The sequence below is a fragment of the Pseudoalteromonas sp. SCSIO 43201 genome (assembly GCF_023716725.1).
Taxonomy (GTDB): Bacteria; Pseudomonadota; Gammaproteobacteria; order Enterobacterales; family Alteromonadaceae; genus Pseudoalteromonas; species Pseudoalteromonas peptidolytica.
Genome location: NZ_CP072683.1, coordinates 1,591,316 through 1,609,469 on the forward strand (window position 1 = coordinate 1,591,316; position 18,154 = coordinate 1,609,469).

Sequence of the window (18,154 nt, forward strand, 5' to 3'; positions counted from 1 at the left end):
TATTGAGATAAAACCGTATTGTTTTCAAAGTTGAGCAGAAAATTAATGCAGTTGCTACCATAACAAGGATCCAAGTTATGAACATTAAGCCACAACTCCATACAAGTAATGTGAAAGTGAGCGCGTCGAATTCATCAGACAAAATGACTGAGGCACTGACAGCATTCGCAAATGATAAAAAAAATGACGATAACTCTGAGTTATTGAAAAGTAATAGCAATTTAACTATAGACTTTTCTTACACTCAGCCTCCAGTTACTTATGATCCTCGAATGATCCGTGGTATTGAGCTTAGGACAATCGGATTACAGCATTATGGTATTCATCGAGAGCACATTGGAACAGATGAAAATGGGCGCGTTTATAAAGATACCTACGGTGACTTTGAAGGGCGAGAAAAAATTGATGAATTCTTGTCAATATTCGATCGTTTAAGTGAAGAAAGACAATTTGAATTTGCGCACTTCAAACCAACACAAGCGCTTCTTGATGTTGCCAATAGACTGAGTGATGAGGAGCTAGGACAACTAACGGATTTTATTGTCCAGTCTCTATCGGTAAATAGCTTTGAACAACGTAGAAATGACTATTCAACAGAGTTAATAAACAAACTTAACGGTATGAGTGATGAGGTGTTACAAGACACCATTCAGACGATGTCTAAATTAATGGAGCAAGCCGATAATAAAGTGTTTGAGGATCCCGTTTTTCCACCTTATTTACTTGATGAAGATGGCCGAGTAGACACGGACTTACAATATACCGAAAGTGGCATTTTTGAACATGTAAATACATATGGGGATATGAACAATCAGCTTTTAAATGATTTTGCTCAATTTGTTATTAGTAATAAGTTTTCTGACGGAGAAATTTTAGACCTCAATGCTAAGTTCGTTAGTGCTGATTTTGACACGAGTCGAGGTCTATTGGATATGGCGACTTTAGTGAAGCCAAATGATCGTACAAGTTTTATGGAAATGTTGAGCGAAATAGATACTGAGGAGCCCGGTAATTTATTTGCAAGACTCAGTAAGCTCAATTATGAAAATGAGAATACAGAGTATTTTAAAACAAATAATCAAGAGTATATAAAGTTTGAGGGTAAACCCGCCGATGACAACGAAAAAAGCCGTTTATATAAACAGTTAATTAAAGCCTATGAAAACCAAGGATTAGGCTGGATGAATGACGTGATGGAAGAGTCACAGGGAATGCCTGTCAGGGCTGAATTAGACATGTGGTTATCTGTATTAGAAGATGTTGAAGAAAATCCAGAAGCATTTAAGCGCTCTGATTCAGTGGAGACCTGGATGGAAAACAACCTAGCAGGAATTGTTAGTAACTATTATCAGGGTATTAAGGAAAAGCTGTTCAGGCATAATGATGAACAGGATCTTCCACTTATCATGTCGGGACTTGAGAGAATTACACTAGACAGTCAAAGTGATGAAGAAGCTGAACTTGGCGATGCGGCGAATACATCAGTGAACGAGTAGAAATATACTGTATTTCTTTATTCATGTTCTACACTTACATAAAGCACAAAGTGCACTACCTTTTGAAAGTCACGCTTTTAATGTGGCACTGAGTGCTTTGCTAAAGAGTGAGTAGAATTAAACCAATGAGTCAATCAAGTTGATGAACAGAATGTGCCAAAGTCAGTAAAATTGGCAGAATAAAGCATTAATCTTACAGTGCTTTTCACTGGAATTTACCTTGTTGATAGTACTGCGCTGTGTCTGACTAAAGACGGGTATATATCTCTTTCTAGTGCAGCAAAAGGCATGCTGTTTGTTGGTTGTATATGTCAACAGTAATACACTTGGTATCAACACTACTCTCTTAACCTGACAAATATTGAATTAAAAAACGGTATAACCTTGTGATAGGAGAGCGTGATGCGCGGTGTTGTGTTCAGAGGTCTAGAAGAGTTAGCCATCGAAACCATCGGTATGCAGGAGTGGGATGAATTACTTGAAACCTACGCGCCACAGGGGAGAGTATATGTGTCGCCCACGGCATATCCAGACGAGGAATTATTTGCATTAGCTCAAGGAGTCGCAAGTAAACTTGATAAACCATTAACCGAAGTATTAGCGATATTTGGACAGTCTTTGTTTGGATTTTTGGCTAAAAAGCATGTGGGGATTTCGTCTAAGTTTAGTTCATTTGAAGAGCTGGTGGTGTCGATTGACAGCGTCATTCACATGGAAGTTAAAAAGCTATATGACGAACCTAACTTGCCTTCCATCACCACAACTATTGAGAACGATAAAACCATCATACTCAAGTACAAGTCAAACCGAAAGCTATGCTTTTGCGCGGAAGGCCTCCTCCATGGTGCAGCGCAACATTATAATAGAGTACTCAGAATAGAGCATCCCCAATGTATGCACGAAGGCGCCGATCACTGTGTACTGATTTTGCATTTGGATTAAGTTGATGTCTGATCCTAATGACTACAAAAAAGCGTACCTTCGCGAAAAGCAAGCGAGAGATGAAGTAGAGTCTTTACTTGAAGAAAAAACCAGAGCCTTATATCTTGCCAATCAAACACTAGAGCGCCAATTGGAGCAGCTAAAGAACCAGCAAGCTGTGCTTATTAATAATGAACGTATGGCGACCTTGGGTTCTTTGTCTGCTGGTGTTGCTCATGAATTAAATAACCCTCTAGCCTACGTTAGAGGTAACCTTGAGTCTCTAAATCACTACTTACCTGCATTACAAGAACTACTTAATTTAGCGAGTATGGCAGGACATACTGACAACGATCAGATGCTAAGTACGCAACTAAAAGAGGCGTATGTTACTCAACGGCTCAATGATATTTCGGAAGATCTACCAGATCTCATCAACGATACGCTACACGGTTGTGAACGTATAAAAATCATAGTTAGTGATTTGATGAATTTTTCGCGTTCAAATAATGATAGCTTCTCAAGCATTGCACTAAAACCTATAGTAGAAGACACGTTACGCTTACTGAGTGGACAGCTTAAAAGTTACGATTTAGTCATTGCTATTGAAGATGTTGCGCCAATCCTTGGTAAGGATGGTGCTATAAAGCAAGCCATCATTAATTTACTTGCAAACGCCAAGTATGCGGTTGATAGGGATCATAAGCCCCATAAAACAATAGAAGTTCTGCTTGCACCGGGCAATGACAAAGAAGTCATTTTGAGTATCAGTGACAATGGTATTGGCATTGACCCAGATATTATAAATCGACTATTTGACCCATTCTTTACTACCAAGCCTGTGGGTGAAGGAACGGGGATGGGGCTTGCTGTCACACATGCAATTATAAAGGAACATCGTGGAAGTATTACGGTGCAAAGTGAAGAGGGGATAGGGAGCCGCTTTACTATTACTTTTCCTACTGAACATATCGAAGCTGAGTAGTTTGGAATTACAAATCGTCAATTACTCGTGGCTTTTGCGTTTTTATTATCGAAGCGCCACAATACAGCAGCGCTTGTTGTAGAGTTAGTACAAGTTAGTCCGTATAAGGGTTTTCTGACTTTGCTGCAAACACTTCTTTTGCCGCCAGAGCAGCATTGTAAGCAGCTGGCATGCCAGCTAAAAATTGCATATATATTACCATATCCATTATTTCCGCTTTAGTTAAGCCTACTTGTATACTTGTACCTAAGTGATATTGAAGTTGAGGTCTTGCTGTACCCAGTGCGGCGAGTGCACTAATTGTCGCTAATTGCCGCTCTTTAATTGTAAGCCCTGGTATACCAAAAGCATCACCAAATAGTTGGTAAGTCGTATCTGTTAACCCTACTGACATAGGTTTAAATGCTGTAATAATTGTTTGATACCCATTATTATCCAGCTTAGTATACTCTTCTACTCCTTTCTTATATCGCGCTTTACTTGTATCGGGTGGTAATGTGAGTGATAAATGTTTATCAATTGAAGAAGCAAGTGCATCAATGGATTTTTCTGCCCGGGGAAAGCCATAGTATGAAGTAAGCTGAGTTAAAATTAGCACCACATCTTGCTGCCCTATAAATTTTTTTTCTAATGATGTAGCGACAACTTGTTGAAGGGCTTCTGTTAATTCAAGAGCCGACAGCGCAGATATTTTTACAATAGCCTGCTGGCGTTGTGTAAGGGTTAATACCTTTTTAATGTCCCTCTCCGCCCTAAATTTGGTTATTGAAAAGTTGCCCTCAGTGGCATGTGACGAGGAAATTGAGGTTATCAATAAGGAAATGGCTAGTATCTTTTTAAACATAAATATTTCTCTACTTTGGTTTTCTAATATCGTTTTTAAGCCTGTTTTTTATTGGGTAATACAGCTATTAAACAACGCAGCTAACTGCCCCGTTGGCCACCTATGGTGTAGCCACTATCAACATGGATTGCTTGGCCGTTAACAAAACTTGCACGTTCGCTAAGCAACCAACAGGCGAGCTCGGCAACTTCAGTAGGCTCACCTAAACGTTTTGCTGGATGCTGTTGTGAAAACATATCTAGAATAAGTTTGTCATGGTTAAATGCTTCTCTTGTCATCTCGGTATTGATGCCACCAGGATTCACACTATTTATACGTATGCCGCTGTTGGCAACCTCAATAGCAGCTGCGCGAACAAATGCGTCAATGCCAGCTTTGGATGCTGAATATACGCTCGAACCACACAAGGCACCGGAAGCTAACCATGAGGACGTGTTTACAATCGAGCCTTTGATGTCATTGGTCTGAAAGTATCTCATCTGCCATTGACTGCTGAACCAGACCGATTTTAGATTCACATTTATCGTCTCATCCCAATCTTGCTCAGACTGATTCAACATTGGGGAAAAATTGCCTATGGTACCTGCATTATTAAATGCGCCATCAAGACCAGCTAAACGGTTAACTGCTTGCTCCATCATTTCTGTAACACCTTTAGTTCTAGATATATCGGCCTCAATCGCTACTGCGATGCCACCTGCGCTTTTTATTTCTGCAACTAACGCATCTAACTTATTTTTTCTACGTGCCGCTAGTGCGACAGATGCGCCTTCTAAAGAAAATAACTTAGCTGCTGCCATACCTATTCCTGAACTTGCGCCCGTCACTAAAATCTTTTTACCTTTTAATAGCATCGTCCATACCTTGTATATGTTTTATTCAGCTCCACTCTATCATTTACAGTAAATGCGTGTAATATGTTGGATTAAATATCCAATATAACGGAAATTCGAGAGTTAATATTATGAGTGATGGTTTAAGTTTCGATTACATAGGCAAGTTGATCCGTAGCTATCGTTCTGCTGAATGCACAAGCTTACAAGCATTGGCGGATAGATCTGGTGTTAGTCGCTCAATGATAGCTCAAATTGAGTCAGGTCAAACCGTACCAACAATTGCGGTACTGGCAAAACTGGCAGAAGCCATGAACTATGAGCTAGCAACATTAGTTCAACCGCCCGGACGAGCTTTGAATATCAGTACCTCTAGAGCAACAAAAGATAATATTATCAGTAAAGTTGACAGCCCATTTACCTGCCATATATTGAAAAAGCAAAGTGGTTTATTTACTACTGAAATTTATCAATTTTATTTTAATGAGGCTGGCAAAACATCCTTTTCAGCTAATGTGAGAGGTTCCATCAAACACCTATGGTTGCAGCAAGGCAAATTAGATATTTATGTAGCAGGCAATAAAATAAGTGCACAACAAAATTGTTTAACTACTTTTAATGCAAATATCCCGCATAGATTAGAATCTAGATCGGAGCCACTTGCTAAGGGACTTTTCTTTGTTGTTTATTAACTAAGTTTGCGTTTTGGCTAGTGCAGGCAATAGATTTACTTGCCTTTTAACCAAGAGAGGTGCGTTTGTAATCTGGATTTGGGACTTATTCGCCTCTCTGGGGAGGAAATATTAATAATATTATTTAGAATTATAATATAATACGAGAAAAGTAGAATTCAATGTGAAAATATAGGCAATTATGGGTGTAGATAAGATAGCAGAGTACTATTTGATATTTGAAAATTTAATGAGCAATAACAGTTCAATTACAACAAATGATAGAGCTGATTACTATTGCCACCTAGGATATCCTCATGTGAGCGTCAAAAAAATTATAAAATTAAAGGAAGAGTACACATTAAAATCGATCAAAGATTTCCATTTTATAGGGGAAGTTATTTGCAAGGAAGATATCTCGATGATTCTTTCAAAATATAACCCATATCGGTGTCGATTTTTTCCTATATCAATTAGTGACAAAAGCTCTGAGACTCTATCTAAATTTAGCTTAATTTCGTTTGAAAATAAAATTCCATGTGCAGATATGGGGAAAAGTGATATTTTTGTTTTCCCTAAAAGGAAGAATCATATAAAGATATTATCCTTATACCTTGATTTAGAGAAGTTAAAAAAGATCCCGAAACATAAAAAACACATTTTTATGGTTGAAGAAGCTGAAGGTACTATAATCGTATCTAAAGAAATCGGTGAAGAGTTATTGACCTACTTATCAACGAATAATGATTCAAGTCTTTTAGTCAAGCCAATTTATGAAGATGGAAAAGTTCCGGAGTTATTTTAATGGAAGGTTTTTTTGAATTAAGTGTAAAGTCACTAAGCACTTTCCCACTAAAAGAAAACATAAAAGGGGAGTTAGCTCCCCCTGATTTGGTCTTTGACTTTTACCTATTTCCAAAAGTTTTTATAAATAATAGAATTTTAGAGAAACTATCGCCTTTTTTAAAAAGTAATATTGAAATTCAAGAAGGTGCTGTAGAATTAAAATTTTCAGAGTTAGAGTTGAGCTATTGTTATCTTTACGTTGTAGGTTGTGATAATGATTCACACACCAATGAAAGTACACATATATTTAGGAGTGAGGATAATAGCTCTTTGTTTTTGAGCAACGAATTAATTAAGGAAATGAGAAAAAAATCAACTAATGGTGTTTTATATCGCTGGAATTAAATCCTTAGTAATAAATGAGGCTTTATCAAAAAAGCTCATCCGTCACCCTTCAGTTAAAAAGTGAGGGTGATAACTTTCTAGACCGAGAACAGAGAATTAGTGCCTGTGGGTGAAGCCCTTAAAAAATCGACGACGAGTACAATACATCTAAACAACAGTAAGAGATTGTGTCCACATAGCAAAACCTGATTTCAAATAATAAGTACAACACTTATAGAAATACGCATTTTTCGCTAAAAATCAAGCAATATTACTGCGACTTGTCAACATGTAAAGTACCATCGTGAGACTGTTTAGCTTGAGTTAAAAAAGAAACCAAATAAGCAGGCGTTATTATCTTCAAAAAGCGATTATTGAAATTGTGCGCTTGTCGCATAATATCAATTGGAGGGGGCGCATTAGTTGCGAGGGAGAGTGTATCGATTGCTATGTTACGAAGGATAAACGCTAAGTGGCCGGCTCTATACTCACAGCAAGTTACATACCTAAAAGAGGTCAACACGCTAATTCTGCACTGAGGAACATGGATTTTTTATGCAGGTAATATCTTAGGTTACGGTTGAGGCTTGCAGTAGCTTTTTATACTTTGCAGGGGTTATTTGCATGATTGATTTAAACTCTCGGATGAGATGGGCTTGATCGGCGTAGTCACACTCAAGGGCAAGTTGGGCAAGATTTATGTTTGGGTTTTCTTTTAATCTCTGTCTTGCTTGTCGCGCTCTATAGATGCGTGCGAGATGCTTTGGGGTGATCCCACAGTGGAGCTTAACTTTTCTTTCTAATTGACGTTTACCGATTGGAGTTTGAGTATATGCTTCATCGAGAGGTGTTAATTTTGCGATATGACTGAGTAGAGTTTGTGTGTACAAGGCTGAGTGATGTTGGGGTACTTGCACTGAAAGCATTGGATGTAGCAGCGTCAAAAGTAACTCAAAACTAGCATGAGATTGCAGGCTTTCGACCATAGTTGCTATTTTACAGGGGTCAACTAGAGGATGGTTAACTGCTTCTAAAAATGCAAACCCAGCAGGCTTGAAACGGATACCGCAGAAGCATGTCGCTTCCGAATAAAATACTTTTACTGACTTTGTTGCTGTTGGCTGAATATAAAAAGGAGCAGTGACTCTGTTATTATTTAGCCATACTTCACCACTAATGGGGATGATGATGCCATTAGCACCATCACTTGGTAGCCATGCTTCGCCCTGAAGCGATGTTTGTGCAAACCAAACAGCTTGCACATAATTTGCTATTTCACCCTCTGGGCGATACATACTAAGACATAAATCAGTTATCATTAAACTCAACTGTTGGTTTAAACATCTTAACTATGCGATTCCAGCTGTTGATAGCGTTGATCGCAATAGTTAGTGTTACTAGGCTCTTGTCGTCAAACTCAGACGCTAACTCTTGGTAGAAAGTATCTTCAATTACCTCTGCGTTTGTCAACTTTTCGCATAGCGAAAGCGCTAATCTCTCTTTAGTCGTGTAAAATGTCATGTCTTTCCATGCACTAAGACCGATAATACGGTTTGTTGACTCACCGCTATCAGTAGCTTGAGTTGTGTGCATTGCGATACAAAATGCGCATTGATTTAGCTGTGATGCTCTAAGTTTTACAAGCTCCCAAATTTTAAGTCCGAAAGTGGCTTCGGCTTGTTGTTTAAGTAGCTCTTCCTGACCTAATAAATGTTGAATTAATTGTGGTGCTTGATTGAAATAATCTGCTCTTTTCATTTTTTGTTTCCCTCTGAATTGGTTATGCGGCCAGTGTAGTGACCAATAAGAGGAAAAAATTGAAAAAAAACGTCTTTGTGTAAAATAAAAAGCAGTTCGCAAACAATGTAATTTCTTTACCTCATCCATGTTTTCATTACGTCTAAGGTAAATTAAAGTAGGGTAAATCAGAGCAATGTGCCAGATGAGTCTATATTTAGGATCATTAATGGTATTGATATATATCAGAATAAAAAGGATGTAGTTGTTGTAATGCGAGAATCCACACCAAATCAGAAGCTGTATCGGTTGCCAATTTTAGACAGGATATGGAGCGAAGCAAATTGCCAAGTTATGAACAAAGAGCAGCGTTTTGTGCCAGTTGATTTTGCGCTTGCTAAAACCGTTTTTGACATCATAGGTATTAGTCAGGATCAAGCACATAAGTTAAAGTATCAGTATGCGCATAACTATACACAGTTTGTCGAAGCGATTATAAAATTAGCACCACAAACTACGGAAAAAGTCGAATTACTACAGCATATTACGTGTGGAGCTTCGTGTCCGCAAAGTTACCATAATAAACTAAATACGGTAAAACAGATGGCTGATGTATTGTCTGCCGACGATCTAGCATGCTGGAATACAAACGGCTATGTTGTCGTCAAAAATGCGATTAGTCCATCAAACTGCCAGCGTGCCCTAAGCGTGATTTGCGATTTTTTAGACGTTGATATAAATAATCCCGATACTTGGTATAACTTGGATGGTGATAAGATCAGTAAAACGATGGTACACCTAGTACAACATAGTGCTCTAGAAGAAAACAGAAACGCGGCAAGAATACATAAAGCCTTTAGTCAATTATGGCAAACTGAACGCCTACAAGTATCTGCTGATAGATGCGGTTTTAACCCACCTGAAACCGTAAATGATGTTTATCAGGGGACTGACCTTCATTGGGATCTCGATTTTTCTCAGCCGCTCTCTTTTGGCACCCAGGGTATTTTGTACTTATCAGATACATCTAAAGACCAAGGTGCCACTACGGTTGTACCAGGGTTTCATCATAGACTTGCCAATTGGCTCGATGATATGCCATTTGATCCCAATCAACCTCGTCCAGATTATTTTCACCAACAAGGTTCTCAAGCAATTGCTGCTAATGCAGGTGACTTGGTAATTTGGCATCATTTTTTGCCCCATGGCGGCAGCCCGAACAAAGCCACCATGCCAAGGATCGTACAATACATTAATATGCAACCGTTACCGACGGTTTAAGAGGTGAAAAAATCTAAATTTAACAGTTTTTACTCTGAGTGAACTTAGTGTTAACATCACTGATGTAATGAGCGTTGCAGTTAACGTCATAAATAGTTGATATAACACAAGGATCTCCGATGCGACTTGCTTTTTTTAGTATATTTACAACTAAAAGTCCAACAAATGGCGCGTTGCGTAAACTAGATAGGAATAGCCTTAAGCAGCTCAACTCACTGGCAGAGAGTAGTCCGGGTTTTGTGTGGTACATGGGTGAAGATTGCGAGTCTGTGGCAGCGACAGATTTATTTGGTTGTACTGATGTGCTTGTTATTTTGGCTGTCTGGCGCTCAGAGAGAGCCTTGAGGGAATTTATGTCTCACTCTCTTTGCCAAAAGGTGTTTAGCCGTTCAACCGTCTTTTTAGATGGCTCAGATCCAGAACATTACGTTGTTTGGCGCCTAGAAAATGATACGCTACCTACTTTACATGAAGCTAAGGCGAGACTTGATTATTTACGTCGTTTTGGTAGTTCAGACTATGCGTTCAATTGTAATGGATATAGCGAATATCAACTATCATCGCAACAGGATCTGTTGGCGTGACATCTTGAAGCCATAAAGCGCATTGCGCTTTTTATGCCGTATAGTTGTAGGGATATATTAGGGCTTGTTGGCCCACAAGGATGTGGGGTAAGGTGATTTTGCTGGAGCACAGAGTCTTTATCGCCTGACTCACACAGCATAACAATGCTACGCAGGTGCTGCCTTCTATAAATACTAGTCAAACTGCTGCAAAAACAAATTTGAGGGATCAACAGGCCCTAGTATTGACCAGAGTAAGTGCCGTAGCTTACTTACTCTGGTTGGCTTAATACTATTTCTAGTAGACTTTACAAATCAGTCCTTTTAGATAAAAGCCCTCGGGATAGTTACCTGCAATAGGGTGATCAGCTGCTTGGTTTAAACGCTCCATGATAAGTAACTCTCTTCCTGCATCCAAAGCGGCATCTGCAACGACTTTTTGAAACAGGTTTTGTTCCATTAAGCCCGAGCACGAAAATGTTAACAAAGTCCCGCCTGGCTTTAGAATTTGCATCGCAATCATATTGATATCTTTATAACCACGACATGCTCCAGTAAGTTGTGCTTTGCTCTCTGCAAATTTGGGTGGATCCATTACGATGGTATCAAATTGACGGCCTTCATCTCGATATTGTCGCAGCAATTTGAACACATCTTGTTTAACAAACTCTGCCCGTGAAATATCTAACGCGTTGTGTTCGACATTTCGTTTTGCGGTGTCTAGCGCTGGTTGTGATACATCGACGTTAATGACCTTAGCACAGCCACCACGTAGCGCATACAGGCCAAAAGTGCCCGTGTAGCAAAAGCAATTTAGCACTTCTTTGTCTTTAACAAATCGCTCAAGGGCTGCTCTACTATCTCGCTGGTCTAAATAAAACCCAGTTTTGTGTCCAGAAATAATATCGACTTCAATTTTTAGGCCATTTTCATTGATGGTAACTGGATTTTTGGGCGCATCCCCTAGAAGGGGCCCGGTGATTTTGTCTAAGCCTTCTTTTTTGCGTACATCTACATCAGAACGCTCATAGACATGGCATTCAGGGAACAATGACTTAAGCGCCATGACAATTTCGCCTTTGTGACGCTCTGCACCAGCACTGAGTAATTGACAAACCAAGTAGTTATCAAATTTGTCAATTGTTACTCCAGGAAGGCCATCTGATTCTGCTGCACATAGACGAAATCCAGTTAACTCACCTTCATCGATGACGTACTTGCGTGCGTCTAGCGCTCGAGAAAGTTTTTGCTCAAAGAAGGCTTGGTCAATATTTTGTGATTCATCAAAAGTCCAAACTCTGGCTCTGATCTGTGAATCAGGGCTGTAAGCTGCAGTTGCAAGGTATTTACCATCACTGCTGTAAATTTTGACGATATCGCCAAGTGCTGGCTTACCTTTGACTTTTTTAATAGCCTTAGAAAAAACCCAAGGGTGCTTTCTGTTCAAGGATTTTTCTCTGCCAGGTTGCAGGTATAACGCGCAAGTCATAAATTTTCTCTAATCTTTCTTGATACCTGCCATTTTAGAGAAGGGTGTGGCAACATACAATGAGTAATCTCCACTCACCTAATTGAATGCTTGTACTTAGCAAATTGATATAGCGTATGATTTACTTCATGAGTCAAACCAAATATAAGGCTTGAAAAGCAAAACCGTTTTGATAGAAAGTAGATAAAAGTTGAGCTTAATGACACTGAAAATACCAGAACTAGAACAAGCATGTGAAGCGTTCATGCTGACAACGCCTTGTGCAGATACAGCGCACGATCTCTCCCATATCAAGCGTGTAGTGCACGTGGCTAAATTAATTTGTGACGGTGAAAAAGCCGATCCTGCTGTAGTGATCCCAGCAGCTTGGCTGCATGATTGTGTCGCAGTTGCAAAAAATCATCCTGATAGACCGCTTGCCTCAAAGCTGGCGGCGGACAAGGCGATACAGTTTTTGGCCTCATTGAATTATGATCCATCTAAACTCGACGCAATTCATCATGCAATTGTCGCGCATAGTTTTAGCGCGGGCGTTGCGCCCACAACACTCGAAGCAAAAGTGGTTCAAGATGCTGATCGTATGGATGCACTGGGTGCTATCGGTATTAGCCGCTGTATGAAAGTGGGTGGTGCAATCGCTAGAAATCTTTATCATATTGATGATCCGTTTTGCACACAAAGAGTGGCGGATGACAGTAAATACACCTTAGATCACTTTTTCATTAAGTTGTTACACATCAAAGATAATATGCATACAAAATCTGCATATCAAGAAGCTGAGCGTCGAACTCAATACATGTTAGATTTCCTAGCGCAGCTTCAATCAGAAATCACTCGCTAGCTAAGCGCTTAAGCGGCAGTAGCCTCTGATTCTATTAACTATATCTGATAACCAGCCAATTATTGTATTGGCTGGCATACCATTATACTAATGGGGTCGTAAAGACCACCTATCTGGTCATTTTTTTAACAAAGACCACCACAAATAATGCAAGTGAAAAGCTTCCAGTAAATGCCTCGATTGCAGCGATCAGCCTAGAAATTCCCACAGGTGTGATATCGCCATAGCCTAATGTAGTAAAAGTGACGACGCTAAAATAAAAACTATTGAGTAGTGCTGTGACATTATCTGATAAACTGTTGGTTAAATTTAACTGCATGATTTGATCTTGGAAAGAAACACCGAACAAGAAATAACAAAACGCACAGGTGATTATCATCCCAAGGCTAAAGCGGATAACGTTCTCTGGCTTTTCACCATAGCCACACAATAGATCAACGAAACTAGATATTAGGTGACGCTTTGAATATCTAGGGTATTGCGCATGGCGCATACGTAGCTCTTTATACGTAAAGCGCCCAACCATCTCAAAAAGCCCTTGGTTTTCGGCACCTTTGCGCAGCAAGCGATAGATTTCTTCAGACTGTAAAAACAAATCTTCAGCCTCCTCCGTTGCTCGGTTTTTACGGGCTTCTAACGCTTGCTGTTCTTGTAATAATTGCTCTCCAAGCTCCATATTATCTATGCGTGTATTTTCTAGTTTTACGCCCAGCAGGTTAGTGTTCTCTAGGTTGCAGCAGTGGAGACTTGCTTCTCTAAGATCAGCTTTCATGAGAGAAGCATTCTTCATGGTGTTATTGAAAAGGTGAGCACCTTTTAAGTTGGCTCGGTAAAAGTTGCTGTAAGATAAATCATAGCCGTGATGATGCTCGAAGTTTACTAAGTTGAGTCCTTCTAAATTTGCTCGCTTCAGTTCCAAGCCTTGCAGCAGTCCGCCACGCTTTGCATAACGCTCAAGCTTTTGACTCAGCTCTAAGCCGCTTTTATCAAACTTATTATCATGCCAAAAGCAGTAACCTGAGCCCATATCTATTTCACTGCACTTCTTTCCCTCAGGTGACACATATTGGCAAGTAGGTTTTTCAGCCATTGGTTGCCTAATCTAAAGTACCTTTTCACTAAGCGTAGCAGCAAAAAATAATATTTACGGTGATTTGACTAAAAATCTTTCCAATTTCTAGTGTGTTAGAAATTTATAGATAACCATAAGAGCTGAATAAGCGAAGCGTTGTTGTGTCAATTAGGTCAGTGAAATGACTTTAGTGACTAACTCATACTATACTACGCGCTTTCAACAGCAGAGAGTCTAATTTCTTGCAATATCTGTTAAAAAAAAGCCGAAAACGTAAGACCGTGGCCATAAAAATAAAGTCAGGTAAGGTCATAGTTTATGCACCAGAGCACATATGTGAACAATGGCTTTATAGCTGGGTAAACAGTAAATCAGATTGGATTGCATCAAAATTGGCGCAGGGCGTTGAGCATACAAAGAATAGGCCTCTTACTACGAACAAAATAGCAATATTTGGTGATAAGTTTACGATCATCAAACAAGCGCAGGCGCTTTCATTTATCGACTTTGATAAAAAGACATTGAATTTAGATGAGAGCAAAGATAGTTGGGGTGAGCTTTTAAAGTTATTGGAAATGACATTAAGTGACTATCTCGATATGGCTATCGCTAAGTACCAACCTGATATTAATGCTCAATTTGATACTTTAAAAATAAGACTATACAAAAGCCGTTGGGGAAGCTTTTCCTCAAAAGGAGTAATTGCATTTAATACCTTATTGGTTGGTGCACCCAAATGGGTCATTGAATATGTCGTGGTACATGAACTGTGTCACTATCATGTCATGGCGCATAACTCCTCGTTCTGGAGTTTGGTAAATATCCACTACGGTGAAAAGTACCAAGATGCACGTAAATACCTTAAGGAGCATGGCAGAGCATTAATGATTGAAAATTAACTTGTTCATATCAATCTCGTCTTTTTGGTCTAACTTTTCCGGCTCTTGCTAATAGCTTTTTGAATGTCGGGCACTCGAAGTGACTGGGAGCTGGACACTTTGCTGCGTGGTAAAGTCCATCCCTAACAGCGCTTAAATGCTTGATGGTATTATCCAGCTCTTCTGCTTTCTTTTGTAACTTTACGCGGTCTATATCGATGTCGCCTTGTGGCGTAAACATTGTTGCGATTTCATCTAACGAGAAGCCTGCATTACGGGCTAAGGTGATTAATGCTAGACGCTCAACAGTTGAAGGTGCAAAAACACGTTTTAAACCTTGCCGTCCAATAGAGCGGATCAAGCCTTTTTCTTCATAATACCTAAGTGTAGACGCAGGTAGCCCTGACTCTTTTACAACCGCACTGATATCCATCAATTACCTTGACTTAAAGTTAGCTTTAACTTGTAGGATAGCGTGGAAAGATCAAAATAAGGAGTGAAAACGTGGAAAAACTAGAAATTTTGTTACTCGCATCCGTTATTGGCATTGGCGCTACAATTGTTATGGACATATACGGTGCTCTGTTAATGCGAATATTTGCGATTGCGCGATTGGACTATGCCTTGCTCGGTCGATGGGTTGGGCACTTTTTAAAAGGAAAAGTGAGCCATAATGGAATTGCTCGAAGTGCGCCTATTGCAAGAGAAACCATACTGGGATGGTTGGTTCATTATGTAACTGGGGTGGTTTTTGTATTTTTATTTCTTGTATATCAAGGAAAGGCTTGGGTTTATAATCCAGACCTTTGGTCTGTTCTGGCTTTTGGTGCGTTAACAACTGTTTTTCCCTATTTCATTATGCAGCCATGCTTTGGAATGGGGATCGCGGCATCTAAATTACCTAACCCACAAAAAGCGAGAGTAAAAACGTTAGCTACGCATCTAGTTTTTGGTGCTGGGATGTATTTCAGTACAATTGCTCTTACTTCATTCTGAAGTTATGCAATATATTCTTAATTTTGCTAAGGCTTTTTTGAATGGATGGTGGAGGGAGCTGGATTCGAACCAGCGAAGGCAGAGCCGTCAGATTTACAGTCTGATCCCTTTGGCCGCTCGGGAACCCCTCCTAGATGGAGATATGCTTTGAAAAATGGTGGAGGGAGCTGGATTCGAACCAGCGAAGGCAGAGCCGTCAGATTTACAGTCTGATCCCTTTGGCCGCTCGGGAACCCCTCCATATTTTTAAAGCGTTACAATTTGTCAATGGTGGAGGGAGCTGGATTCGAACCAGCGAAGGCAGAGCCGTCAGATTTACAGTCTGATCCCTTTGGCCGCTCGGGAACCCCTCCTGAACAAATTGTAGGTGTTGTTTGATGGTGGAGGGAGCTGGATTCGAACCAGCGAAGGCAGAGCCGTCAGATTTACAGTCTGATCCCTTTGGCCGCTCGGGAACCCCTCCTAAACAACGGCGGTGATAATAACAAAGTTTTTTTCGAAGTAAAGAAAAGTACTAAAGTTTTTCTGAAAAATGTCGATATATTCTTAAACGGTAAAATAATCGGTTGGAATACATGCAAATTGATGGCATTTTAATCTCAGAGTCGCAACTAGGATCAGCGTTGAACGTTTGTGTTCATGAAACGCGTTCAGCTGACTTTGCAATGCTGTTGTCTATGTTATCAACAGACGCACTAGATTTTAGCCAATTTCATTTACCAAAATCCGAACAAAGTGAGAAAGACAGCTCCGAGGCAGCGTTAAAAAGGCAATTTGAAATTGGCCCTCAAAAACCCCTTGCTTCTGAACAGTACAATATGCTTATTGGGCAGCATAATGCACAGCTCATTGCTTCTGGTGCGATGACAACATTCAGGCTGAAAGAAAACTTACACCCCGAGCCTCTTGCAGCGCGAAATGACAAAAAACATATTCCACTGGAAGTTGTTGAAAACCTTGAACCTGCAGCTAAAAATAGGCTTGCTAAATCGTTGGGTAAGCTCACGCTTGTGGCAGACAAACAACTAGATGCTGCGGCATTTTATGATCAGGTCGCAGCGGGGGGAATGCAAGAAATGCTGCGTACTAGTGCCTAAGCTCTGTGAAATCTCGCGGATCTGTTCACACCACCTTGTACATTTTGCCCTTATTTTACCGCACCAGCATCAATACCAATAAAATAGCCTAGTTATCGACAATATTTCCTTACTTTAAAATAGCTTTCTTGATTAAGACAATTGGTGTGCGTCCACTATTTTTAACTCAAATAGGTCAGCTTGAGCATGCAATAAGACTCATCATTATAGGGTTATGGCAAGCTGAGGCAAATACGCGGGGCTGAGATTGCTCAAGTGGCATGGCACTTTTTGTACTTCTTATTACTACCACACGGACAAAGGTCATTCCTCCCAACTTTAGTAACTGGTGTGTCATAAAGCTCACCGTCAACGTATTTCCATGCTCCTTGTTCAACGATAAAGTTTGACCTTTCATGTAAGGTATAGAGACAATTTTCAGCAATATAATATGCTTTGAACTCAACAACTCCCGATGGTTCATTTGCTATTTCTTCGAGCACCTCAAGTTTGATGAACTTGGCATAGTCTGCAAAAGCAGCAATATCTCCAACACTATTATCAGGCCGTTTTGCGGAACTATATGTATTATGGATGTAATCTGCATCTTTAACACAATACGCACTGTAGCGAGAGCGCATTAATTTTTGAGGTGTTTCTGCGGTTTTTACACCAGTTATATAGGGTTCACAACATTGTGAATATGAAGTAGAAGAGTTGCAATAGCAAAACATAGTGACATTTTATCTGAGGTTATGTCTCGCTATTGTAGCGTTTTACATACCTTGAAAACAATGGATTATGACATCAGAAGCCGGAAGCTGCATCTCTTTGATTGCCTTCGCTGATGAAAAGTCTTTCCACAATACGACCGACGCAAAGTTTCCGTTGCTGATAGCACTTTTAAGCACGTACTCAAGGTCATAAATATGTTTTTTCCTAATCACTAGTAGCTTACTCGTATCAACAGAACCACTCTCTAGTAAAGATTTGTTAGGTACGTTGTCCGGAGCGATGAGCAATGTCCAAGCATGCTTGTTTTGGCATGTATGTAAGACTTTTAGTAGCGCAAGACTTGCGGTAATTTCATCTTCTACCCACACTTCATTTATGCGATTTGCTGCATTGTACGTAGTAGGTGTTGCGATGAGAGATGCGTCGGTACGTAACATAGTTAACTTACTGGCTATTTATACAGTATATGTATACAGTAGTTTATACAGTTGTTTAATGCAAGAACAATTGTGAATTTTTTAGACAACTCTACCCAGGCAGCACCAAGTTCAATGCGTCGAACGCAA

Annotated in this window: 21 protein-coding genes and 4 tRNA genes; 12 read left to right on the forward strand and 13 right to left on the reverse strand. The window is 39.8% G+C overall.

Features of this window, described 5'->3' with window-relative positions; all coding sequences use genetic code 11:
- Positions 1–77 precede the first annotated feature (77 nt).
- The 3 genes from J8Z24_RS06860 (at position 78) to J8Z24_RS06870 (ending at position 3,402) form a co-directional block, all read left to right on the forward strand.
- Complete coding sequence (locus tag J8Z24_RS06860; protein WP_147390012.1) at positions 78–1,496, forward strand: hypothetical protein; 1,419 nt, start codon at positions 78–80, stop codon at positions 1,494–1,496.
- 402 nt (positions 1,497–1,898) lie between these two features.
- Entirely contained in the window at positions 1,899–2,438 is a 540-nt protein-coding gene (locus J8Z24_RS06865; protein ID WP_125254321.1) for a heme NO-binding domain-containing protein, read from the forward strand.
- A 4-nt stretch (positions 2,439–2,442) separates the two neighbouring features.
- A complete protein-coding gene (locus J8Z24_RS06870) occupies positions 2,443–3,402 on the forward strand; it encodes a sensor histidine kinase (protein WP_147390013.1) in 960 nt (319 codons plus the stop codon).
- Positions 3,403–3,496: 94 nt separating this feature from the next.
- Here the strand turns inward: J8Z24_RS06870 and J8Z24_RS06875 are convergent, their stop codons facing one another.
- Together J8Z24_RS06875 and J8Z24_RS06880 are read right to left on the reverse strand one after the other, a co-directional pair.
- Positions 3,497–4,246, reverse strand: a complete 750-nt coding sequence (locus J8Z24_RS06875; RefSeq protein ID WP_176031806.1) for a carboxymuconolactone decarboxylase family protein — start codon at positions 4,244–4,246, stop codon at positions 3,497–3,499.
- Between the two features lie 80 nt (positions 4,247–4,326).
- Positions 4,327–5,100: an SDR family NAD(P)-dependent oxidoreductase gene (locus tag J8Z24_RS06880; protein ID WP_252095507.1), complete on the reverse strand. Its 774-nt coding sequence runs from the start codon at positions 5,098–5,100 to the stop codon at positions 4,327–4,329.
- Positions 5,101–5,210: 110 nt separating this feature from the next.
- On the opposite strand from J8Z24_RS06880, the gene J8Z24_RS06885 reads away from it, so the two are divergent.
- The 3 genes from J8Z24_RS06885 to J8Z24_RS06895 all read left to right on the forward strand — a co-directional run bounded on the left by J8Z24_RS06885 (position 5,211) and on the right by J8Z24_RS06895 (position 6,941).
- Positions 5,211–5,771, forward strand: coding sequence for a helix-turn-helix domain-containing protein (locus J8Z24_RS06885; protein ID WP_147390015.1), 561 nt, complete (start codon positions 5,211–5,213; stop codon positions 5,769–5,771).
- Positions 5,772–5,952: 181 nt separating this feature from the next.
- The gene (locus J8Z24_RS06890; RefSeq protein WP_176033928.1) at positions 5,953–6,555 is read left to right on the forward strand and encodes an imm11 family protein; all 603 of its coding nucleotides are present in this window, start codon (positions 5,953–5,955) and stop codon (positions 6,553–6,555) included.
- Positions 6,555–6,941 (forward strand): hypothetical protein, encoded by a 387-nt coding sequence (locus J8Z24_RS06895; protein WP_147390017.1) that lies wholly within the window; start codon positions 6,555–6,557, stop codon positions 6,939–6,941. Before J8Z24_RS06890 ends, J8Z24_RS06895 begins: the two co-directional genes overlap by 1 nt.
- Positions 6,942–7,489: 548 nt before the next feature.
- On the opposite strand, the gene J8Z24_RS06900 is transcribed toward J8Z24_RS06895, so the two are convergent.
- Together J8Z24_RS06900 and J8Z24_RS06905 are read right to left on the reverse strand one after the other, a co-directional pair.
- Entirely contained in the window at positions 7,490–8,239 is a 750-nt protein-coding gene (locus tag J8Z24_RS06900; protein WP_125254316.1) for a helix-turn-helix domain-containing protein, read from the reverse strand.
- A complete protein-coding gene (locus J8Z24_RS06905; RefSeq protein WP_125254315.1) occupies positions 8,229–8,678 on the reverse strand; it encodes a carboxymuconolactone decarboxylase family protein in 450 nt (149 codons plus the stop codon). The genes J8Z24_RS06900 and J8Z24_RS06905 overlap by 11 nt, the downstream gene beginning before the upstream one ends.
- 177 nt (positions 8,679–8,855) lie before the next feature.
- On the opposite strand from J8Z24_RS06905, the gene J8Z24_RS06910 reads away from it, so the two are divergent.
- Complete coding sequence (locus tag J8Z24_RS06910; protein WP_252095508.1) at positions 8,856–9,938, forward strand: phytanoyl-CoA dioxygenase family protein; 1,083 nt, start codon at positions 8,856–8,858, stop codon at positions 9,936–9,938.
- A 119-nt stretch (positions 9,939–10,057) separates the two neighbouring features.
- Positions 10,058–10,522 (forward strand): DUF3291 domain-containing protein, encoded by a 465-nt coding sequence (locus J8Z24_RS06915; RefSeq protein WP_176033926.1) that lies wholly within the window; start codon positions 10,058–10,060, stop codon positions 10,520–10,522.
- Between the two features lie 277 nt (positions 10,523–10,799).
- Here J8Z24_RS06915 and J8Z24_RS06920 read toward each other — a convergent pair whose 3' ends face one another.
- Positions 10,800–11,990: a class I SAM-dependent methyltransferase gene (locus J8Z24_RS06920; RefSeq protein ID WP_176033925.1), complete on the reverse strand. Its 1,191-nt coding sequence runs from the start codon at positions 11,988–11,990 to the stop codon at positions 10,800–10,802.
- A gap of 199 nt (positions 11,991–12,189) precedes the next feature.
- Between J8Z24_RS06920 and J8Z24_RS06925 the strand changes: the two genes are divergently transcribed.
- Positions 12,190–12,831, forward strand: a complete 642-nt coding sequence (locus J8Z24_RS06925) for an HD domain-containing protein (protein ID WP_125254312.1) — start codon at positions 12,190–12,192, stop codon at positions 12,829–12,831.
- 109 nt (positions 12,832–12,940) lie between these two features.
- Here J8Z24_RS06925 and J8Z24_RS06930 read toward each other — a convergent pair whose 3' ends face one another.
- Positions 12,941–13,921: an ion channel gene (locus tag J8Z24_RS06930; RefSeq protein WP_125254311.1), complete on the reverse strand. Its 981-nt coding sequence runs from the start codon at positions 13,919–13,921 to the stop codon at positions 12,941–12,943.
- A 263-nt stretch (positions 13,922–14,184) separates the two neighbouring features.
- Here J8Z24_RS06930 and J8Z24_RS06935 point away from each other — a divergent pair, with 263 nt between their 5' ends.
- Complete coding sequence (locus J8Z24_RS06935; protein WP_244297263.1) at positions 14,185–14,802, forward strand: M48 family metallopeptidase; 618 nt, start codon at positions 14,185–14,187, stop codon at positions 14,800–14,802.
- A gap of 10 nt (positions 14,803–14,812) precedes the next feature.
- Here J8Z24_RS06935 and J8Z24_RS06940 read toward each other — a convergent pair whose 3' ends face one another.
- The gene (locus J8Z24_RS06940; protein ID WP_128729711.1) at positions 14,813–15,214 is read right to left on the reverse strand and encodes a helix-turn-helix domain-containing protein; all 402 of its coding nucleotides are present in this window, start codon (positions 15,212–15,214) and stop codon (positions 14,813–14,815) included.
- 71 nt (positions 15,215–15,285) lie between these two features.
- Between J8Z24_RS06940 and J8Z24_RS06945 the strand changes: the two genes are divergently transcribed.
- Entirely contained in the window at positions 15,286–15,777 is a 492-nt protein-coding gene (locus J8Z24_RS06945; protein ID WP_128729712.1) for a DUF2938 domain-containing protein, read from the forward strand.
- A gap of 46 nt (positions 15,778–15,823) precedes the next feature.
- Here the strand turns inward: J8Z24_RS06945 and J8Z24_RS06950 are convergent.
- From J8Z24_RS06950 to J8Z24_RS06965, 4 genes are all read right to left on the reverse strand, one after another.
- Positions 15,824–15,908: transfer RNA gene (locus J8Z24_RS06950), tRNA-Tyr, on the reverse strand.
- 24 nt (positions 15,909–15,932) lie between these two features.
- A tRNA-Tyr gene (locus J8Z24_RS06955) sits at positions 15,933–16,017 on the reverse strand.
- Between the two features lie 28 nt (positions 16,018–16,045).
- Positions 16,046–16,130 (reverse strand) — tRNA-Tyr (locus tag J8Z24_RS06960).
- A gap of 25 nt (positions 16,131–16,155) precedes the next feature.
- Positions 16,156–16,240, reverse strand: a tRNA-Tyr gene (locus J8Z24_RS06965).
- A 112-nt stretch (positions 16,241–16,352) separates the two neighbouring features.
- Here J8Z24_RS06965 and J8Z24_RS06970 point away from each other — a divergent pair.
- Entirely contained in the window at positions 16,353–16,874 is a 522-nt protein-coding gene (locus J8Z24_RS06970) for a VC2046/SO_2500 family protein (protein WP_176033940.1), read from the forward strand.
- Between the two features lie 251 nt (positions 16,875–17,125).
- On the opposite strand, the gene J8Z24_RS06975 is transcribed toward J8Z24_RS06970, so the two are convergent.
- Positions 17,126–17,587 carry a YchJ family protein gene (locus tag J8Z24_RS06975; RefSeq protein ID WP_252095509.1) on the reverse strand — a complete coding sequence of 154 codons (462 nt, stop codon included), beginning with the start codon at positions 17,585–17,587 and terminating at the stop codon, positions 17,126–17,128.
- 42 nt (positions 17,588–17,629) lie between these two features.
- Positions 17,630–18,025, reverse strand: coding sequence for a hypothetical protein (locus J8Z24_RS06980; protein ID WP_125254306.1), 396 nt, complete (start codon positions 18,023–18,025; stop codon positions 17,630–17,632).
- Between the last annotated feature and the right edge of the window lie 129 nt (positions 18,026–18,154).

Coding starts and splice junctions, on each gene's coding strand:
- J8Z24_RS06860 (WP_147390012.1), top strand. CDS start 78: ATGAACATTAAGCCACAACTCCATACAAGTAATGTGAAAGTGAGCGCG.
- J8Z24_RS06865 (WP_125254321.1), top strand. CDS start 1,899: ATGCGCGGTGTTGTGTTCAGAGGTCTAGAAGAGTTAGCCATCGAAACC.
- J8Z24_RS06870 (WP_147390013.1), top strand. CDS start 2,443: ATGTCTGATCCTAATGACTACAAAAAAGCGTACCTTCGCGAAAAGCAA.
- J8Z24_RS06875 (WP_176031806.1), bottom strand. CDS start 4,246: ATGTTTAAAAAGATACTAGCCATTTCCTTATTGATAACCTCAATTTCC.
- J8Z24_RS06880 (WP_252095507.1), bottom strand. CDS start 5,100: ATGCTATTAAAAGGTAAAAAGATTTTAGTGACGGGCGCAAGTTCAGGA.
- J8Z24_RS06885 (WP_147390015.1), top strand. CDS start 5,211: ATGAGTGATGGTTTAAGTTTCGATTACATAGGCAAGTTGATCCGTAGC.
- J8Z24_RS06890 (WP_176033928.1), top strand. CDS start 5,953: ATGGGTGTAGATAAGATAGCAGAGTACTATTTGATATTTGAAAATTTA.
- J8Z24_RS06895 (WP_147390017.1), top strand. CDS start 6,555: ATGGAAGGTTTTTTTGAATTAAGTGTAAAGTCACTAAGCACTTTCCCA.
- J8Z24_RS06900 (WP_125254316.1), bottom strand. CDS start 8,239: ATGATAACTGATTTATGTCTTAGTATGTATCGCCCAGAGGGTGAAATA.
- J8Z24_RS06905 (WP_125254315.1), bottom strand. CDS start 8,678: ATGAAAAGAGCAGATTATTTCAATCAAGCACCACAATTAATTCAACAT.
- J8Z24_RS06915 (WP_176033926.1), top strand. CDS start 10,058: ATGCGACTTGCTTTTTTTAGTATATTTACAACTAAAAGTCCAACAAAT.
- J8Z24_RS06920 (WP_176033925.1), bottom strand. CDS start 11,990: ATGACTTGCGCGTTATACCTGCAACCTGGCAGAGAAAAATCCTTGAAC.
- J8Z24_RS06925 (WP_125254312.1), top strand. CDS start 12,190: ATGACACTGAAAATACCAGAACTAGAACAAGCATGTGAAGCGTTCATG.
- J8Z24_RS06930 (WP_125254311.1), bottom strand. CDS start 13,921: ATGGCTGAAAAACCTACTTGCCAATATGTGTCACCTGAGGGAAAGAAG.
- J8Z24_RS06940 (WP_128729711.1), bottom strand. CDS start 15,214: ATGGATATCAGTGCGGTTGTAAAAGAGTCAGGGCTACCTGCGTCTACA.
- J8Z24_RS06970 (WP_176033940.1), top strand. CDS start 16,353: ATGCAAATTGATGGCATTTTAATCTCAGAGTCGCAACTAGGATCAGCG.
- J8Z24_RS06975 (WP_252095509.1), bottom strand. CDS start 17,587: ATGTTTTGCTATTGCAACTCTTCTACTTCATATTCACAATGTTGTGAA.
- J8Z24_RS06980 (WP_125254306.1), bottom strand. CDS start 18,025: ATGTTACGTACCGACGCATCTCTCATCGCAACACCTACTACGTACAAT.